General features: G+C 37.5%; 12 protein-coding genes and 4 tRNA genes. 1 reads left to right on the plus strand and 15 read right to left on the minus strand.

Going from position 1 to position 16,018, the window contains the following annotated elements; all coding sequences use genetic code 11:
• Positions 1 to 38: 38 nt before the first annotated feature.
• Positions 39 to 629, minus strand: a complete 591-nt coding sequence (locus KJ593_07615; GenBank protein ID MBU2541756.1) for a hypothetical protein — start codon at positions 627 to 629, stop codon at positions 39 to 41.
• A gap of 100 nt (positions 630 to 729) precedes the next feature.
• On the opposite strand from KJ593_07615, the gene amrB reads away from it, so the two are divergent.
• Positions 730 to 2,205: an AmmeMemoRadiSam system protein B gene (gene amrB, locus KJ593_07620; protein MBU2541757.1), complete on the plus strand. Its 1,476-nt coding sequence runs from the start codon at positions 730 to 732 to the stop codon at positions 2,203 to 2,205.
• Here the strand turns inward: amrB and KJ593_07625 are convergent.
• The 14 genes from KJ593_07625 to KJ593_07690 all read right to left on the minus strand — a co-directional run bounded on the left by KJ593_07625 (position 2,172) and on the right by KJ593_07690 (position 15,891).
• The gene (locus tag KJ593_07625) at positions 2,172 to 4,517 is read right to left on the minus strand and encodes a fused MFS/spermidine synthase (GenBank protein ID MBU2541758.1); all 2,346 of its coding nucleotides are present in this window, start codon (positions 4,515 to 4,517) and stop codon (positions 2,172 to 2,174) included. The genes amrB and KJ593_07625 overlap by 34 nt on opposite strands.
• Positions 4,518 to 4,533: 16 nt before the next feature.
• Positions 4,534 to 5,553 carry an AmmeMemoRadiSam system radical SAM enzyme gene (gene amrS / locus KJ593_07630; GenBank protein ID MBU2541759.1) on the minus strand — a complete coding sequence of 340 codons (1,020 nt, stop codon included), beginning with the start codon at positions 5,551 to 5,553 and terminating at the stop codon, positions 4,534 to 4,536.
• 225 nt (positions 5,554 to 5,778) lie between these two features.
• Positions 5,779 to 6,393 (minus strand): recombination mediator RecR, encoded by a 615-nt coding sequence (recR, locus tag KJ593_07635; protein MBU2541760.1) that lies wholly within the window; start codon positions 6,391 to 6,393, stop codon positions 5,779 to 5,781.
• Between the two features lie 3 nt (positions 6,394 to 6,396).
• Complete coding sequence (gene dnaX / locus KJ593_07640) at positions 6,397 to 7,974, minus strand: DNA polymerase III subunit gamma/tau (GenBank protein MBU2541761.1); 1,578 nt, start codon at positions 7,972 to 7,974, stop codon at positions 6,397 to 6,399.
• A gap of 111 nt (positions 7,975 to 8,085) precedes the next feature.
• Positions 8,086 to 8,170, minus strand: a tRNA-Ser gene (locus tag KJ593_07645).
• Positions 8,171 to 8,176: 6 nt separating this feature from the next.
• Positions 8,177 to 8,662 (minus strand): tRNA adenosine(34) deaminase TadA, encoded by a 486-nt coding sequence (gene tadA, locus KJ593_07650; GenBank protein ID MBU2541762.1) that lies wholly within the window; start codon positions 8,660 to 8,662, stop codon positions 8,177 to 8,179.
• 12 nt (positions 8,663 to 8,674) lie between these two features.
• Positions 8,675 to 8,748: transfer RNA gene (locus KJ593_07655), tRNA-Arg, on the minus strand.
• A gap of 77 nt (positions 8,749 to 8,825) precedes the next feature.
• A complete protein-coding gene (locus tag KJ593_07660) occupies positions 8,826 to 11,816 on the minus strand; it encodes a tetratricopeptide repeat protein (protein ID MBU2541763.1) in 2,991 nt (996 codons plus the stop codon).
• Between the two features lie 120 nt (positions 11,817 to 11,936).
• Complete coding sequence (locus KJ593_07665; GenBank protein ID MBU2541764.1) at positions 11,937 to 13,667, minus strand: hypothetical protein; 1,731 nt, start codon at positions 13,665 to 13,667, stop codon at positions 11,937 to 11,939.
• Between the two features lie 110 nt (positions 13,668 to 13,777).
• On the minus strand, positions 13,778 to 14,659 hold the full coding sequence (locus KJ593_07670) for a hypothetical protein (protein MBU2541765.1): 882 nt from the start codon (positions 14,657 to 14,659) through the stop codon (positions 13,778 to 13,780).
• Positions 14,660 to 14,763: 104 nt separating this feature from the next.
• A tRNA-Ser gene (locus KJ593_07675) sits at positions 14,764 to 14,857 on the minus strand.
• Between the two features lie 88 nt (positions 14,858 to 14,945).
• A complete protein-coding gene (locus KJ593_07680) occupies positions 14,946 to 15,095 on the minus strand; it encodes a hypothetical protein (protein ID MBU2541766.1) in 150 nt (49 codons plus the stop codon).
• A 53-nt stretch (positions 15,096 to 15,148) separates the two neighbouring features.
• Positions 15,149 to 15,236 (minus strand) — tRNA-Ser (locus tag KJ593_07685).
• Between the two features lie 46 nt (positions 15,237 to 15,282).
• Positions 15,283 to 15,891 carry a hypothetical protein gene (locus tag KJ593_07690; GenBank protein MBU2541767.1) on the minus strand — a complete coding sequence of 203 codons (609 nt, stop codon included), beginning with the start codon at positions 15,889 to 15,891 and terminating at the stop codon, positions 15,283 to 15,285.
• Positions 15,892 to 16,018: the final 127 nt, after the last annotated feature.

Consider the following 16,018-nt stretch of genomic DNA (forward strand, 5'->3'; position numbering starts at 1 on the left):
TTTATCTGAATGCCCTATTTAGTCAAGAAGAAACCTTCTTAGTAGCCGCGGGAGATAATATACAGACGTTCTAAGATAAAACGTATATTATCAAGTGTTATATCCTCTCTTATCCTGTAATTAGGCTTGCTGATGGAAAATTCTTTCTTTGCCCTTAACTGAGTAAAGCCCCTTGAAAATATATCCCTTATTGCCTGCTTTACTTCTAGTCTGCTCAAGATACTTAAAACCGTGCCTTTATTTTTAGATATGCATAAAAACTCTTTATCAAAATCCGGATCACGAGTCTTTATAGCCTGAACCATGCCAAACTTCTTACCAAAACGCATCAGGGATGATTCTTTGCGAATAATAAGATTAAAGGATGGCCTTTTGTAAAAATAAACATACAAATATGGGGGGCTATGACGACTTGCAGGAATAAGCCAAAGCTTAAAATTTACGCCATTAAATTTCCCTTTTAAGGTAACCACGGGAAAAATCGAAATTTTACCCGAAAACTCCTTAGCTAAAGACTGTAATATCTTCGACTTCTTCTTACCGGAAGCAAACGCAACGACAATCAAAACTACCGCTATGAGCAAAAATGGTAAGAATTCAAAAATAAGATGCATTATTTTCTCATCCATAATGCAATATTATAGGCCTAAAGAATAGAACATTCAATTCAAAAAAGCCTATTTATTCTATTTGCCTCAACTATCAGCTAGCAGTATAATACATATTACTATGCGCAAAGTCCTATTCTTAACTACTTTCCTTGTAATTGCGATTGCCTTGCCACATGCATCCCTTGCGCTGGATATCAAAAATGCTGATTTATCTGGAAGCTGGTATCCGGCTAACAAGCTCATCCTCTCCCATCAGATTGAAAATTATCTGAAAAAAGCTGAAATTGCTCCGGTTAAGGGAGAGGTAATTGCCATAATCTCTCCCCATGCAGGCATTAAATATTCAGGCCAGGTGTCAGCTTATGGCTTTAAAGCAGTCAAAGATAAACAGATTAATACTGTTATAGTCGTGGGCTTTAATCATGCCATTGACTATGATGGCATTGCTGTATTTGACAAAGATGGAATAAAAACCCCTTTGGGCGTTCTCCATATTGAAAAAGATTTAAGTACTAAACTTATAAATAGCCATAAGAAAATATTTAGTAAAATCGATGCATTTCAAAATGAAAATTCTATTGAACTTATATTGCCCTTTATCCAGACTGCCCTGGGGAATCCAAAGGTTGTACTTATTGCTATTGGCAGACAAGATCTCAAAAATTGCGAAATTCTAGGCGCGAGCCTTTATCAGGTGTTAAAAGATCGACAAAACTTCCTCATCATAGCAAGCACTGATATGAGCCATTATCTTTCATACAACCAAGCAAATGAGACTGATGCAAAGACTATAGATTTAATAAAAAAAATGGAGCCGGAAGAATTATTTTTATCCAGCCACGGGAAAAACCGTATGTGCGGAACAGCTAGCGTGGTCTCTACGATGATTGCTGCTAAAAAATTAGGTGCCAATACAGTGCAAATTCTAAAGCAGGCTAACTCAGGAGATGTCCTCTGGGATAAAAATCGTGTGGTTGGATATCTAAGTGCAGCATTTATAAAAGAGGATAAGAAAAAAATAGCGGAGAATGAAAAAATGGAAGAAAAAGAACTCTTAAGCCAAGATCAGAAAAATAAACTCTTAAAACTTGCACGTGATACGATTAGGCATTTCCTTACTACTGGTAAGACCTTGGAAGTTAAAGAAGATGATCCTATTCTGAAGCAAACTATGGGCGCTTTTGTCACTTTGCATAAAAAAGGACAACTACGGGGTTGCATTGGAAACATTATCGGGACAAAAGCGTTGTATTTAACGGTCAGGGATATGGCGATCGCATCTGCAACTGAGGATCCGCGTTTTAGTTCAGTCACAAAAGATGAGTTGCCCGATATCGACATCGAGATCTCTGCCTTATCGCCATTAAAAAAGATTACTAATCATGATGAAATAATTCTAGGAAAACACGGTGTGCTTGTTAAGGATTTCTTTAGAAGTGGTGTATATCTGCCGCAGGTAGCAACCGAAACCGGCTGGACTAAAGAACAATTTATGAGTTCACTCTGCGCTAGTAAAGCAGGAATAGCGCCTGATGCCTGGAAAACTGGTAAATGCGAAATCTATATCTTCTCTGCAGAGGTATTTAGAGAGTAGCCTTTCAGCAATATTAATCCTGCCAAGTTTAATCCCGCAACTAAAAGACATGTCAGGGGTATCCCAAGCATAGGAATTAAAAATATAGAGGTTAGAATTGCACCTAGACATGAACCAAAAAGATCTATACCATAGGTAAGGCCAGCTGAACGAGAAACTCCCAGAGCGTTAGCCTCAAGATTTAAGCTATTGGCTAAAGGAAACTGGAATCCGCCAATAAAACCAGGGATTAGAGGCAATAGCGGAAATATAATATTTGAGCCCAGCCAAAAACTAAATCTACCTTTTAGATTTAAAAATAGCCAAAATAGAAGCGGCAGCATTAAAGGATAGATAAATATTGCTATCTGCGTCTTGGAAAACAATTTATAATTCTCTGTTTTGATTTTGAATGAAATTTCATAATCTTGTTTTTCCAATCTCTTCGTAATACACCAGCTGCCAAAGATTAAACCTATCATATAAGAAGTTAAGATAATCCCCAATTTATAATAGACGTATCCGTAGAGAACCTGGAATGAAAGCAAGGTTATAATCTGAAATGTTATTTCCGCAAAGCCCGTAGTTCCCATACAAGTCAGAACCCCCCAATTAGCAAACCTCCTGCCTTTAATCCTAAACCATATAGGCCAGAGCAGAAGAACATAAATAAATGCTGTTGCAATATAAATCTTTTTAGGGCTTATAAATTTGAATAGCTTTTTTAAATTATATTTAAAATATGTGTTCCAGAGGACTAAATTATAGTAATAAGCAATGGGCTTAAAATCTGTATTGATAGCCCCTGCCTTTGACTGAGCCAACATTTTCTTAAAAGAATCTATCCTTTCTTGGGAGAATTCGCTAAAGAGATAGTACTCCCTCACATACCTTGCTTGAATGCTTCTCTTCTTAAGCCTCTCTATCAGGACCTGCCAGTCTAAAGTAAGTATTCCCTTCTTATTTGAAGCAAAAAAGAAATTTGTCTCACCCGGAGTTATCTCTACTTGAGAAAAAACACTCTCTAAGGTCCTTTCTAATGTAAGGTAAAGTTGCTTCTGCTCTGTGCTGATATAATTAGGGTTGGATTGCATCGAAAAACATAAGATTCCATCGGACTTTAGAACATTTTCTGCCTCAGCATAAAATTCTTTAGTATAGAATCTATTAAGCTGGGCAGTATTGGGAGACGGAAGATTTATAATCACCACATCGTAACTCTCCTTTGACCTCTTGATAAATAACCTTGCATCCATATTCGTTATAATCCTAACCCTGGGATCATCTAATGCCTCATTCGGCGGAAGAAATTCTCTTGCCAAGCTAATTAGCAAAGGATCTAGCTCAACATAATCTACTCTTTCTACCGGATGTTTTAATACCTCCTGCAATTGCCCGCTTGAACCACCTCCTATCAGCAAAACCTTTTTAGGATCAGGATGTTGAAGAAGCGGAAGATGAGCCTTGCTTTCACTGCTAAAGTCATCTGGCACAGTAAAGCTATATAATCCATTGCTAAAAACACTAAAAAGTTCTTTCCTCCTGGTAATGGCGATATTTCCATATACTGAATTTTGCGATGTCAGAAGTTTGTAATCCCTCCATTGCAGACTTAAGGAGTGCTGACGTAGTAAATATAGCTGGCCTGAGGAAATAAGGAAAATGAATACAATAATAAGCGCTGCGCAAAAAATAGCCAAAGTCCTCCTCTTGCGCAACAGCAAAAAGGCAGAGAATAAATTCAATATACTAAGTAAAAACATAATGTAGATAGGTGAAAGCAAGCGGATTAACAAAAGACTGGTTATCAACCCTCCCACAGAAGCTCCTATGGCTTCTAAAATATATACGTAACCAATCTGGCTTGCCCCTCCTCTAGCAGGACCTGCCTTGATTCCATTAGAATCATCAAGCTCTACGTGAGTCTTATAGGTTTGGCAACCTAAAACAAAAAGAAATCCTCCCAATAGACAAATGGGTGCTAATAAAATAAAAGTAGCCAAACTCATAGGAAGAACCCCAATAATCTCACCTGGTAAGTAATGTAGCCATAAAGGAACGAGCCTGACTGCTAAAACACTTAGAGGCAAGATAAATGCTAATATTATTTCACCCAGGCTTAAAATAACTAACCTTTGACTAATCCGCTCAACCATCCACCTGCCTAGCCCCCAGCTTCCTAGCGCCATCCAGAATAACCAGCTAGCCAATGTAATACCCAGGGAAAGTTCGTTTCCGTAGAAGACTACCAGAAACTCACGCATCAAGATGATTTGCCCGGCCATGGCGCTAAAGCCGATTAATATCAAGGCAAAGCTAAGCTGTTTCTTCATTTATTTAATCCTTATTTTACCAAACCCCTGATATGTCTGTTTGACAGAATTTGCACTTTCCATTTACAATATTATTCTCTAATATCTTGTAGCCAAGTCTGCGAATCAATAGCTTGCCGTCAGTTGGGCAATATGTGTTTTCAGCCTCATGTCCAGGTACATTGCCGATATAAACAAACAAAAGCCCTTCTTCCATCGCTACTCTTCTTGCCTCCTCCAGAGTCTTTAGGGGAGTAGGGGAAATATTCTTCAATTTATAAGTAGGATAGAATCTGGAAAAGTGGACAGGGACATCTTTACCTACTTCACTCTTCAACCACTTGCACATCTTTCTTATCGTTGCCATATCATCGTTAAGAGAAGGAATTATTAAGTTAGTAATCTCTACATGAACTCTATTCTTTTTAAGAATCTTTATAGTATTTAATACTGTATCCAGATCCCCTTCTGGAATTTTGCTGTAGAATTCCTGTGTAAAACCTTTCAGGTCAATATTAGCTCCGTCCAGATAAGCTGCGAGTTTCTCTGCCGGCTTGGGGTTAAGAGATCCGTTGGAGTGATAGATGTTTCTCAGGCCGTGGCTACGTGCAATCTCCGCTGTATCTAACATATATTCGTAGAATATAGATGGCTCACTATAAGTATAAGCTATGGTAGGACATCTGTATTTCATGCTGGCTTCAACTGCAGCCTTAGGCGGTAGATATTGATTTGAGGTTTCCTCAGGAGGAAATTGTGAGATCTGCCAGTTCTGGCAATATTTACATCGGAAATTGCAACCTGCTGTGGCAATAGAGAATGCCAAGGTTGCGGGCAAAAAATGAAACAATGGTTTTTTCTCAATGGGATCAACATGTACTGCAGTAGGATTCCCATATACGAGGGTATAGTGTTTACCATCGTGTGGTTCTCTTACCTTACAAAAACCCCTCATTCCATTTTTGAGCACACAATTCCTCGGACAGAGATGACATTGAATTGTTGTCTCATCTAACTTCTCATAAAACATTGCCTCTTTTGAATTGAGAAAGCCCATGCCTCCTTTTCCTTCTTCGGCCTGGCTAGATCTGTTCAATAAATCCAGAACTAACGGAGAAACCACAAGACCTGCTCCTGTTAGAAGACAGGCCTTACAAAAATCTCTACGGGAAATCACTTTCTCAAATAAAGTTCTATTCATGATAGTAAAATCATCCTATCATACTATTCTAATGGGCTTGATTCGAAGTGCTTATAACAATCAGATAAGATTTTACTTAAATTAGGCTCTTTCGCTACAAATCTCTTTTCTGTGTTCTAAGGCTTGGCTTATTGTGTGGGAATCTGCGTATTCGATATTACCTCCCATAGGAATGCCTAAGCCTATACGAGTAATCTTTACGCCGGTGGGTTTAAGAAATTTGGTTAGGTATAAAGCGGTGGTTTCACCCTCTGTATCAGCATCAGTAGCTATAATCAATTCATTTATCCCCTCTTGCTTTATGCGCTGCAAGAGATCATCAATCTTTAAATCCTCTGGCCCCTTACCTTCAAGAGGAGCAATCGAACCTAACAATACATGATATCTGCCTTTAAAAGTACCTGCGTTCTCAATAACAGCTACATCATTGGGACCTTCAACAATACAAAGACCGGTTTTGATCCGAGCCGGGTCCTGACAAATAGAACAGATTTCTTTATCGCTTAAGTTATTACATACCTTGCAGAAACAAATAGATTCCTTTGCCCTTATAATTGCCGAAACCAATCTTTTAACTTCGGGACGCACAGAATGCAGTATGTAAAAAGCAATGCGTTGCGCGCTCCTTCTGCCTATCCCAGGCATCTTTACTAATTCCTTGATAAGATTTTCTAAGGTAGGAGGAAAATTTGCCATTATCTAAATCACCCTGCCTTTAAATGTATCTAAGACATCCTTTAGAAAATCATCTGTCCCGCCCGGCTCTTGAACCTCTCTATCACCGATAATAACATCTATTCTAATTTTAGCCTGCAGCAGAACTCCTAAAGTCTGCTCAATAAGTTCGCGGTTCTCCTTATGCACTAAGAATTCTTTGTGGAAATCTGAGGTCTTAGGAAGAACTAAGGTAATTAGATCCTCCTGGCACTTCTGAGGCTTAGCATCTGCTAGATATGTGGCTACAGACATCTTCTTCTTGCCAATAGCAATCAGGCATTGCTTCCAGATAGAATTTATCATTTCCAGGCTAACGCTAGCTGTCTCCTTGTTGCCTACATCAGGAGTATCCTCTTTAGTAGGCTCTTTCTCACTTGAAATCATAAACGAACCACGTTCACTCTTTATAACAGTCGGTATTGTTCTTATAATCGGCTCGACATCAGGAGCTTTCTTATCTTGATTATGCGCCTTATACGTTAATTTTACAAGAGATACTTCAAGTGGTATACGTAAAGAATTAATTCTCTTTCCCAGCGCCTTAACATCAATCAAGACTCCTAAAATATGCAAGATTCTGTCTAGGCTCAATTGTTGGCTCTGTTTGGAAATCGCCTCAATAAATTCTTGAGGTAAATCAACAATGCCTGTTAATTTAGACGAATCACTAATTCTTGCTATCATAAGATTTCGAAAATGTTCAATTATATTATCCAAAAGCTTACTCAAATCTTTACCACCAGCGATTAAGGTATCTAACAGTTTTACCAGTGCAATGCTATCACTTTGAATAATCCTCTTGCTGAATTCAAAAAGTACATCCTGTTCAATTAGGCCTAAGACAGAACTTACATCTTTAAGCGATATCTTATCGGCGCTATAAGAGATAAGCTGATCAAGAATCGATTCTGCGTCGCGTAGCGAACCTTCGCAGGCCTTTGCAATGGAAAGCAGGACTTTTTCATCAATCTTGACATGCTCAGACTTGATTATTTCTTCTAACTTTTGTGTAATCTTTAAGATAGGGATCTTCCTGAAATCAAAACGCTGACAACGAGACAGGACTGTTGAAGGCACTTTATATGCTTGAGTCGTAGCAAAAATAAATTTAACATGTTCGGGTGGTTCTTCCAGGGTCTTTAGAAGCGCATTGAACGCCTCAGTAGTAAGCATATGCACTTCATCTATTATATATATCTTGAATCTTCCGGAAGAAGGAGAAAACTTAACATTTTCTCTCAATTGCCTTATCTCATCAATGCCGCGATTAGAAGCACCATCTATCTCTAAGATATCAAGGTTTGTGCCTTTAGAAATCTCTTCGCAAGTTGAGCATTTATTACAAGGGTTGGAAGAAATCCCTTTCTGGCAGTTGAGGGCCTTGGCAAGAATGCGGGCGGTAGAAGTCTTTCCCACTCCCCGCGGACCGCAAAAAATATAGGCGTGGGCTATGCGTTCTGAACTGAGAGCATTCTTGAGTGTTTTTGCGACATGCTCCTGACCTAAAACTTCATCAAAATTTTGTGGTCGCCATTTACGGGCAAAGACTATATAAGACATGAGATTGGGTAAGATCTAAAGATAGCTTAAAGGAACAACAAAAAAATTATAGCACAACTAAAAAATTTAAACAAGAATAAGTAATCTTTTTCATCAACATTAAAGGATCATCGGAGAGGGTGGGATTTGAACCCACGGTACCTTTCGGTACACGAGTACTCCAGACTCGCGCGCTAGGCCACTACGCGACCTCTCCTGTTTATCAATTATTTAGCGCAGCCTGCTTTAATCTCTGCTTCCTAAAAAATTCTTGAAGCAATGCAGCGCAGTCTTGGCTCAAGATCCCGCTTTTTACCTTAATGCGATGATTTAATTTTGAATTGTTAGCAATATTAAGCGCAGAACCACAAGCGCCTGCTTTAGGATCGGCTGCTCCGAAGAATACTTCTTTAATACGTGCCAAAACCAATGCTCCGGCACACATAGAACAGGGCTCTATAGTAACATACATAGAACATTTTTTCAGCCATTTGGCCTTAAAGAAATTAGTCGCAGCTGTCAAGGCAATCATCTCTGCATGTGCTGTTGGATCGTGCAAAAGTTCGACCTGATTGCAGGCTCGAGAGATAATCTTATCCTCATAGACAATAAGCGCTCCTACTGGCACATCCTCATGTCCGCTGGCCTTCTTTGCCTCTCTCAAAGCCTGGTGCATAAAAAGTTCATGTATTTTCTTCACTTCATTCATCCTATCATAAAACGCGCCCAGTAGGATTCGAACCTACAACAACCAGTTCCGTAGACTGGTGCTCTATCCAATTGAGCCATGGGCGCATTTGTCTCTATTAATATTGATTATATTACATCGTTTGTCAAATTTTTACAAGTCTAAACTAGACAGGCGGAAATAATCAAGGAATTAACTTAAGATAATCTTCTAGGAATCTCTCCTCTTTAGAATTTCTTTCTAGTCTGTACAACTCTTTTGCTTTTTGTAAGCTATCTCTTGCTTGCTCGAAAAGCCCGCCTGCCTTTTTCAAATTTCCCTTGATCTCTTCGATTTGTGCCAAGTCTCTATAAGACTGTCCAAGATATCTATAGGCAGAGGCCTCATCAGGGTTTAATTGTATAGCCTTTTTCAAGTAGGCTATAGCCTGCCCTCTTTGTGCAGCGCCAGGAGAATAATAGAGTCCCATTTGAGCTGATTCCCTATAAGTTTTACCTAGTAGTACGTAGGTTTGAGCAAGATAATTATAGATAACAGAAATTTCAGGATCTAACTCTATAGCTTTTTTAAAGTTAATTTCTGCCTGTTCATACAGTTCTTTGGCCTTCAATAAATCTCCATCTCTATACTTGAATCCACCCAATACCTTGTAAGCCTGAGCAAGGTTACAACAAGAACTGCTATTTTTAGGGTCTAACTCTACAGATTTTTTAAAGTAAATCTCTTCTCGCTCATGCAGCTCTTTGGCTTTCACTAAATCTCCCCTAGCTTCTTCAACCTCGCTTAATTCCCTGTAGCTACTGCCGGTCAAAAAGTAAGCCTCACTGTCTCCTGGATTTAATTGGAGGGCTTTCTCAAAATAAGGTATGGCCTGTTTCTTTCTGCCTGAATAATAGTAAACACCACCAAGACCAACATAGGCCTCGGCATAATTAGGGTTTATTTCCATGGCCGCCTTGTATTCTTTAATCGCCCGTTCATGATCTCCTGTCTGAAAATCTTCCAAAAAATACTTATCACCTTTAAACAAATGAATGACATAATCTTTATCTATGACTGCCTTATTAAGATCCTTTAGTACCTTTAATGCCCTTTTAGAAGCAGCGCTTAATCTGTTGTTTTCTACATTTTTTTTATACTGCTTTCGTGCCTCTTTGAATTTACCCTCAGAGGCGTAATCTATAGCTATTACCAAATCAGATTGATCAACTCCAGAAATATAACCTAGACGGTTCTCATCTCTTTTAATAAGGATATTACTACTGACCAGAATAAACAGAGACAAAACAAACAACAGTAAGACTATCTTAAAGCTAGATAATCTCCTTCCTCCTATTAAATTATTAAATTCCGCTGCAGTCCTGCTACGGGTCTTCAATAATAAAATTATAATAAATAAAAATGTTATTAAACTTATAGTCGATCCGATTATAAAGCTATCAGATAAATAATAAAACTCTATTTCTTTATCTTCTGGAGTAATTACAGTCCCCACCAATCCATTTAGTGATACTGTCTTATAGTCCCTGCCTCCTTTTATTTTCCATCCAGAATTGTAATTCTGATTGAACACTAAATAACCTTTACTTAACGCATTAACATCTACCCTGACCCTGTTGGGTGACCATTTGCTAATCTGTACTTCACCTTGTGTCCCTCTAAGGTAAACCTCTCCTTTGTAATTATTAGAATGCATTGAGGCGACATTCGTAGGTACAAAAAGTGGTTCGTATGCATTTATAACTCCGATGTTACACAAAAAACCAGGATATAATCCCCATCCATCATCCTTATAGTAGAAAAAATTTCTATTTGAGCTGATACAAAAATCTTCCTCATATAGTAATACGGTTGTTTCAACCTGTCGAAAGGTATCACTTTTTAGTGTTTTTAGTGGAGGAAATGGAAAGGCATCTTTTAATACGTCTGAATTAACTAACATAAGGTCAACTAAAACAACAAACAGGATGGTCAGCATAATAAATCGCACTATGAATCTATTGACAATAATGCGTCTAATATACAAACTCACTGCATCAAACCCAAATCCAGCAAAAATTGATAAACATAACATAAACACGAACCGAAATCGTTGCGCCACCCGCATTGAGTTATATATCGGCAGACGATGAAGCAGTTCCCAAAGACTAAACGGGATACGATTACCAAAACCAAGCCATAGAAAGATTAGAAAAGACAATACCAAAACTATTCTCTTTTTGAAGAATAGCCCCAGTCCAATCAAAAACAGCAGAAACGGAATTATCCCAACATACATACCATTCTCATCCATAGCATAGCTGACACCATTAATAAAACCAGACATGCCTTCTGGGAGTTTAGCTATCGCAGCTAAGGATTGATCACGACTAAATAAACCAAAACGTAAAGAATTTAGACTGAAACCATCGTATTCAGTAGTAAATCGATAGCGTTGCAACACAAGCTCTTGAAAAGGAAGAGATTTAACGGCGCTTAAACAAGAGACGATAATCAAAATAATGACTAGAGTCTTTAGTGCTCTAATTAATCTATGTTGCCTACACAATACAGATAAAAAAGAATGCGCTGCGATAAAAGTTAAAGTAATAATTAATACTTGAACTCCGCCAGCAAAGAACATTAACACGCAAAATAAACTACTTAAAAAGACGTATTTTAAATTAGAAAATGATTCCAAATAGTAAAGAATTGCCCATGGTATAAAGGCTATCGTCAAAAAGGTACTCATTCCTGCAGTAATGCTTAAGGCATACATGCTGCTAAGCATGAAAACAAAAGAAGATAGGACTGCTGCAGCCTGACTCTGTCTATAATATCGTGCTAGGCGAAAAACGCCAAACATTCCAATAACAAGATGCAGCCAAATTTCTATCTTTATGCCCCTTATAACGCCGAATAGTAAAACTAAAAGAAATGCTGGAGAAAGGAATGTTGACTGAGGATTTGCCAATAAATCCATTCCACCACAATAATATGGATTCCATAGAGGGAACTGATGATATTTTAGAATAGTAGCCCTGGGGACGGCATTATAAAACAAATGCTGATCCCAATCTTGAATACCCCAATTATCGAAATTATGAAATACAGGAAGGGTAAAAATAAACGCAATTAGAGAAAATAACAAAATTATACTTAATTTGCTTTTATAGAAGTCAGGAATATTAATCATTTACTCTTACCTGGGCCTCGATAACCCTATTTAATAACCCTATTGCCCTTCCCTCATAGATAGACCTTATTAACTAGAGTAAATATAGCTAGTGGTATCTTATTTTTTTAATAATTTTTCCTATTTAAAATCGCTAATCTGATAAGCAACCACTTTATTATCTTCGTATATTTTATTTAAAGAAAAAACATCTTTTATATACTTATGAACTGGGCTATCTAGATATGGTGCATGAATTATAATATATTTTACCTTAAAGAAGTTTTTGAAATTTTCTGCCATCTTCTGTTCTTCAATAATATCTGCGGGAAAAACATAATCTTTCTTATGCTGTAGGTTTATGATGCTACTGATAACCGGCAGATTACTGTAATAATCTACTCTATTGTCAGGAAACCTTGAGACAAGACCGCCAAATGTCCGTTTTTCATGGATAGTTTGAAAATACATAATATATGTGCTATCGGCACCGAGTAATTGAAAGCTATTCTGCCATCCTAGCGGTATCTCTAAAACAGTAATATCCTCCTCATCTTCTCTGATATGCTCATAAACAGAAGGGGCCTTTGTGTATTGCATGGGAATTTTCGACAGATACTCAAATGAGATTAATGCTATTACAGCAAGAGCGACAAAAGTCTTTTGCGATGCTTTTTTCAATCTATCAAAGATAAAACTCAGGAAAAAAGACGATAAAATTGCACAATTTAATATAGCCATTATGATAAACCGCCCTGGGGCCCTAAGATTCTTTATAAGTGGGAAAAAATAAATAATGAAAAAAGGAAGAGGGACAATGGTCTTTCTGCCTCCGACATGAAGATATAGACCTAACGATAGTAAAAGAAATATAATAAGAGTAAGAGACCAAAATTTAACTTCTCTTTTTTTGTAAAATTTAATTATTGCTAAAACTGTCAAAATAATAACAGTAAAGCCAAGAAAAGCCATTTTTTCTCCGGAGTTAAATCCTAGATATCTTCCCATAAGGAAATGTTGGTCCGAGGAAACAAAAAAACTAAATAAATCTGCAGCGTAAAGAGCTTCTTTTAGACCTCTTGGTTCAGTACGGCCTTCTTTAATTGTATAGCTAATTGAAGATATTAGAATAGGTAGAAAAAGTATAAAGAAAGTTATAATGAGTGCTAAAAAATTTTTAAGGAATAAGGAATTTAAGATAAGTTTCCTATCTGATAAACGTACATATACCAGATAAAATCCTGTAAAAATAATCAAAAAAACAAAATAATAATAGGCGGATAAGGCATTAAATAACAAGAAAAGCCCGGCTAAAATCCCATTATATAATCTAGCTTCCTTCTCCTTCGTCATGCGAATTAGAAAAAGGATATAGAATGGAATCCATTGAGTAGTTACTAAGTCCATATGGCCTAACAGGTGCACAAATTTATATGGACAGAATGCAAAAATAATACCACCAATAAATGATGCCAGTTTGTTACGCGTAAGATAGTTTATTAATAAATAAGCTCCTAGGCCTGAGAGGACAAAGCTTAACACAGCAATGATGTTATATGAAATAGTTAAGCCAAAGAGTAATTGCAGGGGAATAGACATCAATCCATTCAAGAATGTAAATTCATGTAAGGCTAAATTTATACCCTGAGGATAGAAAATATAGTCTGTATAGAAAGGATTTGTCTTAAGATCTAGTAGGGCAAATTTTACCCACCATAGATTCCAAAGAAAAAGCGCAGCCTCTCCCTTATCGCCGACAATTGCCCTAGAGAAATTAGCAGCCAAAGGATAGGTAAAAAAGACAGTTAAAATTAAATATCCGATTAAGACTAGACAAATTATTGTTAATGGCTTCTTGAAGATTCTATACATTTCTTTTATCCAATCATCCTACATTGGAAACAAAAAAGCAACTTTCAAACTTAGAAAGTTGCCTCTTCTGCATTAAGCTGTCCACATTATATATTACCACTTTATATCTTCTACCAAATTAGCGATACTTTAAGGCCATATTCCTTAGTTCTGTTTGCCGGTTCATAGCCTGCACTAACAACTGTACCAGAAACTGTAATCAATGCCAGATTAGAATCTTCGATCTCCCAGTAGCGGAAAAATGGTTCTATCGATAGTTGGAATTTTTCATTGATTTTCTTTTTTAAATAAACTGAACCACGCACGCCATAACCATTATCCTGCTCATTCCTTAAATCGTTAAGGCTGGCGTCGACATCGCTAAGATGACTCTTTACAACGCCGGACCAGAAGATATCGTATTCTGCCCGCACACCCCATGTCCAATCCTGGCCCAAGGGAGTCGACGTCTCAAAACCAACAGGGCTATAAAGATACGTTATCTCGCGTTCGTATGCATAGATAGATTCAAGCTGGTCATTCAAATAGCGATATCCGAATCCAACAAAAGGAGTTATAGTAGAATCTGCTCTTTGAAAATCCCGACCTAATAGGCCTCGAATTTCAGCAGTATAATCGTCTCCTTCATCTGTATGGGGGGTACCGTTACTTAAAGAACCATCGTAATCAACACGGCCGTATGCAAAGCGTCCTTCTACACGACTTATTAGACAATCGCTTTTTGAACGACGCGTAAGTACACCGAACACACCATAGAAATCGCCTTCATCTTCTATATTTATGGGCGGTTCTTCATAACTAAAAGAGGTATATTCTGAACCCATCTCAAAATCATAGCTAATTTCAAGGCCTGCTATAGCTTCTTCCTCGCTATAAACCTGGCCCCTTTTCTCTATTTGATCCAATAAATTCTCTACCCCTTTTCTCTCTTGAGCATAGGATAGAGAAGCAATAAAAATTAACAAAAATACTGCTATACCGAATCCTCTCATACTCCCTCCTATATAGTCTCTTTTAATTATATCATCAATCGCCAAAGAGAAAAATCAAATTTGCAGAATTATTGCTAGAGAAAAATGGTAGGAACCAAAAGGTATGGCGGAGAGACTGGGATTCGAACCCAGGGGTCCGCTTGTGGCAAACCAATCGCTTAGCAGGCGACTCCATTAGACCAACTCTGGCATCTCTCCGATTTTATACACAGATCATCGCAGATGCTATAGAAAATGTGTCAAAATTGTATCATAATTAAAGGATTTAAGCAAGCTGGGAACTGTTCTATTTCCTCTTCAGCTTCATCTGTTCGCCGCAGCAAATAACATCACACTCTTCAACACAGCCGCATATATTATCAACCTTCAAAATAAGTCCACATACGTTACAAGTTATTTTTTTGTCTTTTGAGATTCTCTTTTTAGTTTTTACCATTTTCTGTCTCCTTCTAATAACCAATATCTAATCCCTCTAAATTAAAAGATTATCGGAGAGGGTGGGATTCGAACCCACGTGAGACTTACGTCCCAACCGCTTTTCGAGAGCGGCCTGTTATGACCACTTCAGTACCTCTCCAAAATTTATACATAAATTTCGGATCTTAAGGTAGACGAGGGAGCTCCTATTTTTTCCTCACAAACAATAGCGGAAATACTATATCACTTATACAACAGGGTATCCAGACGGCAAGAAATATAAACAGAAAGATAAACACATATGAGAGCCAACCTAAAGTACCGCTCATTGCCATAATAACATGAAAAAGCGAAGCCCAGGTACTTAACAATACGTGGCCAAAATGAGGAAACTTAGTTGCTGGTTTAAAATAAGCTATTGCTATACCTAAAATTGCCGAGGGATTAACTAACCACCACTCTTCTATAAAACCTAAATGGACGTCCCTTGCTGGCAGGTTAAGCAAGGTTTCTCCTAGATACGGAATCAAGGAATCACTTAAAGTAGCTATACCAACAGAACCCACATAACCGATAATAAATAAAGTCCCTAAATTACATTTCGCTCGATTAACGCTGCATCTATAGAATTCATACATCGAAGCAGTAACAATGGCGCTTAAAACAACGTGAATCGGATGAAGTATATAAAAGACATTGTAAGAAACCTGCTGAGGCAATTTATGAGCAAACAACATAACGATTATTCCAGTAAGCGCCCCAAAAAATGTAAACGGTGCATGATGCCTTAATTCTTCAATTATTTTATTAAACATTTTCTAAACTTCCTTACTAAATAAATCAAGCCTTTTAGCCTTATTATTATCTAAGATAGAAATTAGTTACGGCATGATTTGCTGATCCATAATTTATTAATATTGCTTCTCTTCCGTAAGCTATATA

Source organism: Candidatus Omnitrophota bacterium, assembly GCA_018830005.1.
Lineage (GTDB): Bacteria > Omnitrophota > Gorgyraeia > JAHJTE01 > JAHJTE01 > JAHJTE01.

Excerpts from the sequence above, each read along its gene's own strand:
- KJ593_07660 (MBU2541763.1), bottom strand. The coding sequence starts at position 11,816 with ATGATTAATATTCCTGACTTCTATAAAAGCAAATTAAGTATAATTTTG.
- amrB (MBU2541757.1), top strand. The coding sequence starts at position 730 with ATGCGCAAAGTCCTATTCTTAACTACTTTCCTTGTAATTGCGATTGCC.
- KJ593_07615 (MBU2541756.1), bottom strand. The coding sequence starts at position 629 with ATGGATGAGAAAATAATGCATCTTATTTTTGAATTCTTACCATTTTTG.
- recR (MBU2541760.1), bottom strand. The coding sequence starts at position 6,393 with ATGGCAAATTTTCCTCCTACCTTAGAAAATCTTATCAAGGAATTAGTA.
- dnaX (MBU2541761.1), bottom strand. The coding sequence starts at position 7,974 with ATGTCTTATATAGTCTTTGCCCGTAAATGGCGACCACAAAATTTTGAT.
- tadA (MBU2541762.1), bottom strand. The coding sequence starts at position 8,662 with ATGAATGAAGTGAAGAAAATACATGAACTTTTTATGCACCAGGCTTTG.
- KJ593_07680 (MBU2541766.1), bottom strand. The coding sequence starts at position 15,095 with ATGGTAAAAACTAAAAAGAGAATCTCAAAAGACAAAAAAATAACTTGT.
- KJ593_07625 (MBU2541758.1), bottom strand. The coding sequence starts at position 4,517 with ATGAAGAAACAGCTTAGCTTTGCCTTGATATTAATCGGCTTTAGCGCC.
- KJ593_07665 (MBU2541764.1), bottom strand. The coding sequence starts at position 13,667 with ATGTATAGAATCTTCAAGAAGCCATTAACAATAATTTGTCTAGTCTTA.
- amrS (MBU2541759.1), bottom strand. The coding sequence starts at position 5,553 with ATGGGCTTTCTCAATTCAAAAGAGGCAATGTTTTATGAGAAGTTAGAT.
- KJ593_07690 (MBU2541767.1), bottom strand. The coding sequence starts at position 15,891 with ATGTTTAATAAAATAATTGAAGAATTAAGGCATCATGCACCGTTTACA.
- KJ593_07670 (MBU2541765.1), bottom strand. The coding sequence starts at position 14,659 with ATGAGAGGATTCGGTATAGCAGTATTTTTGTTAATTTTTATTGCTTCT.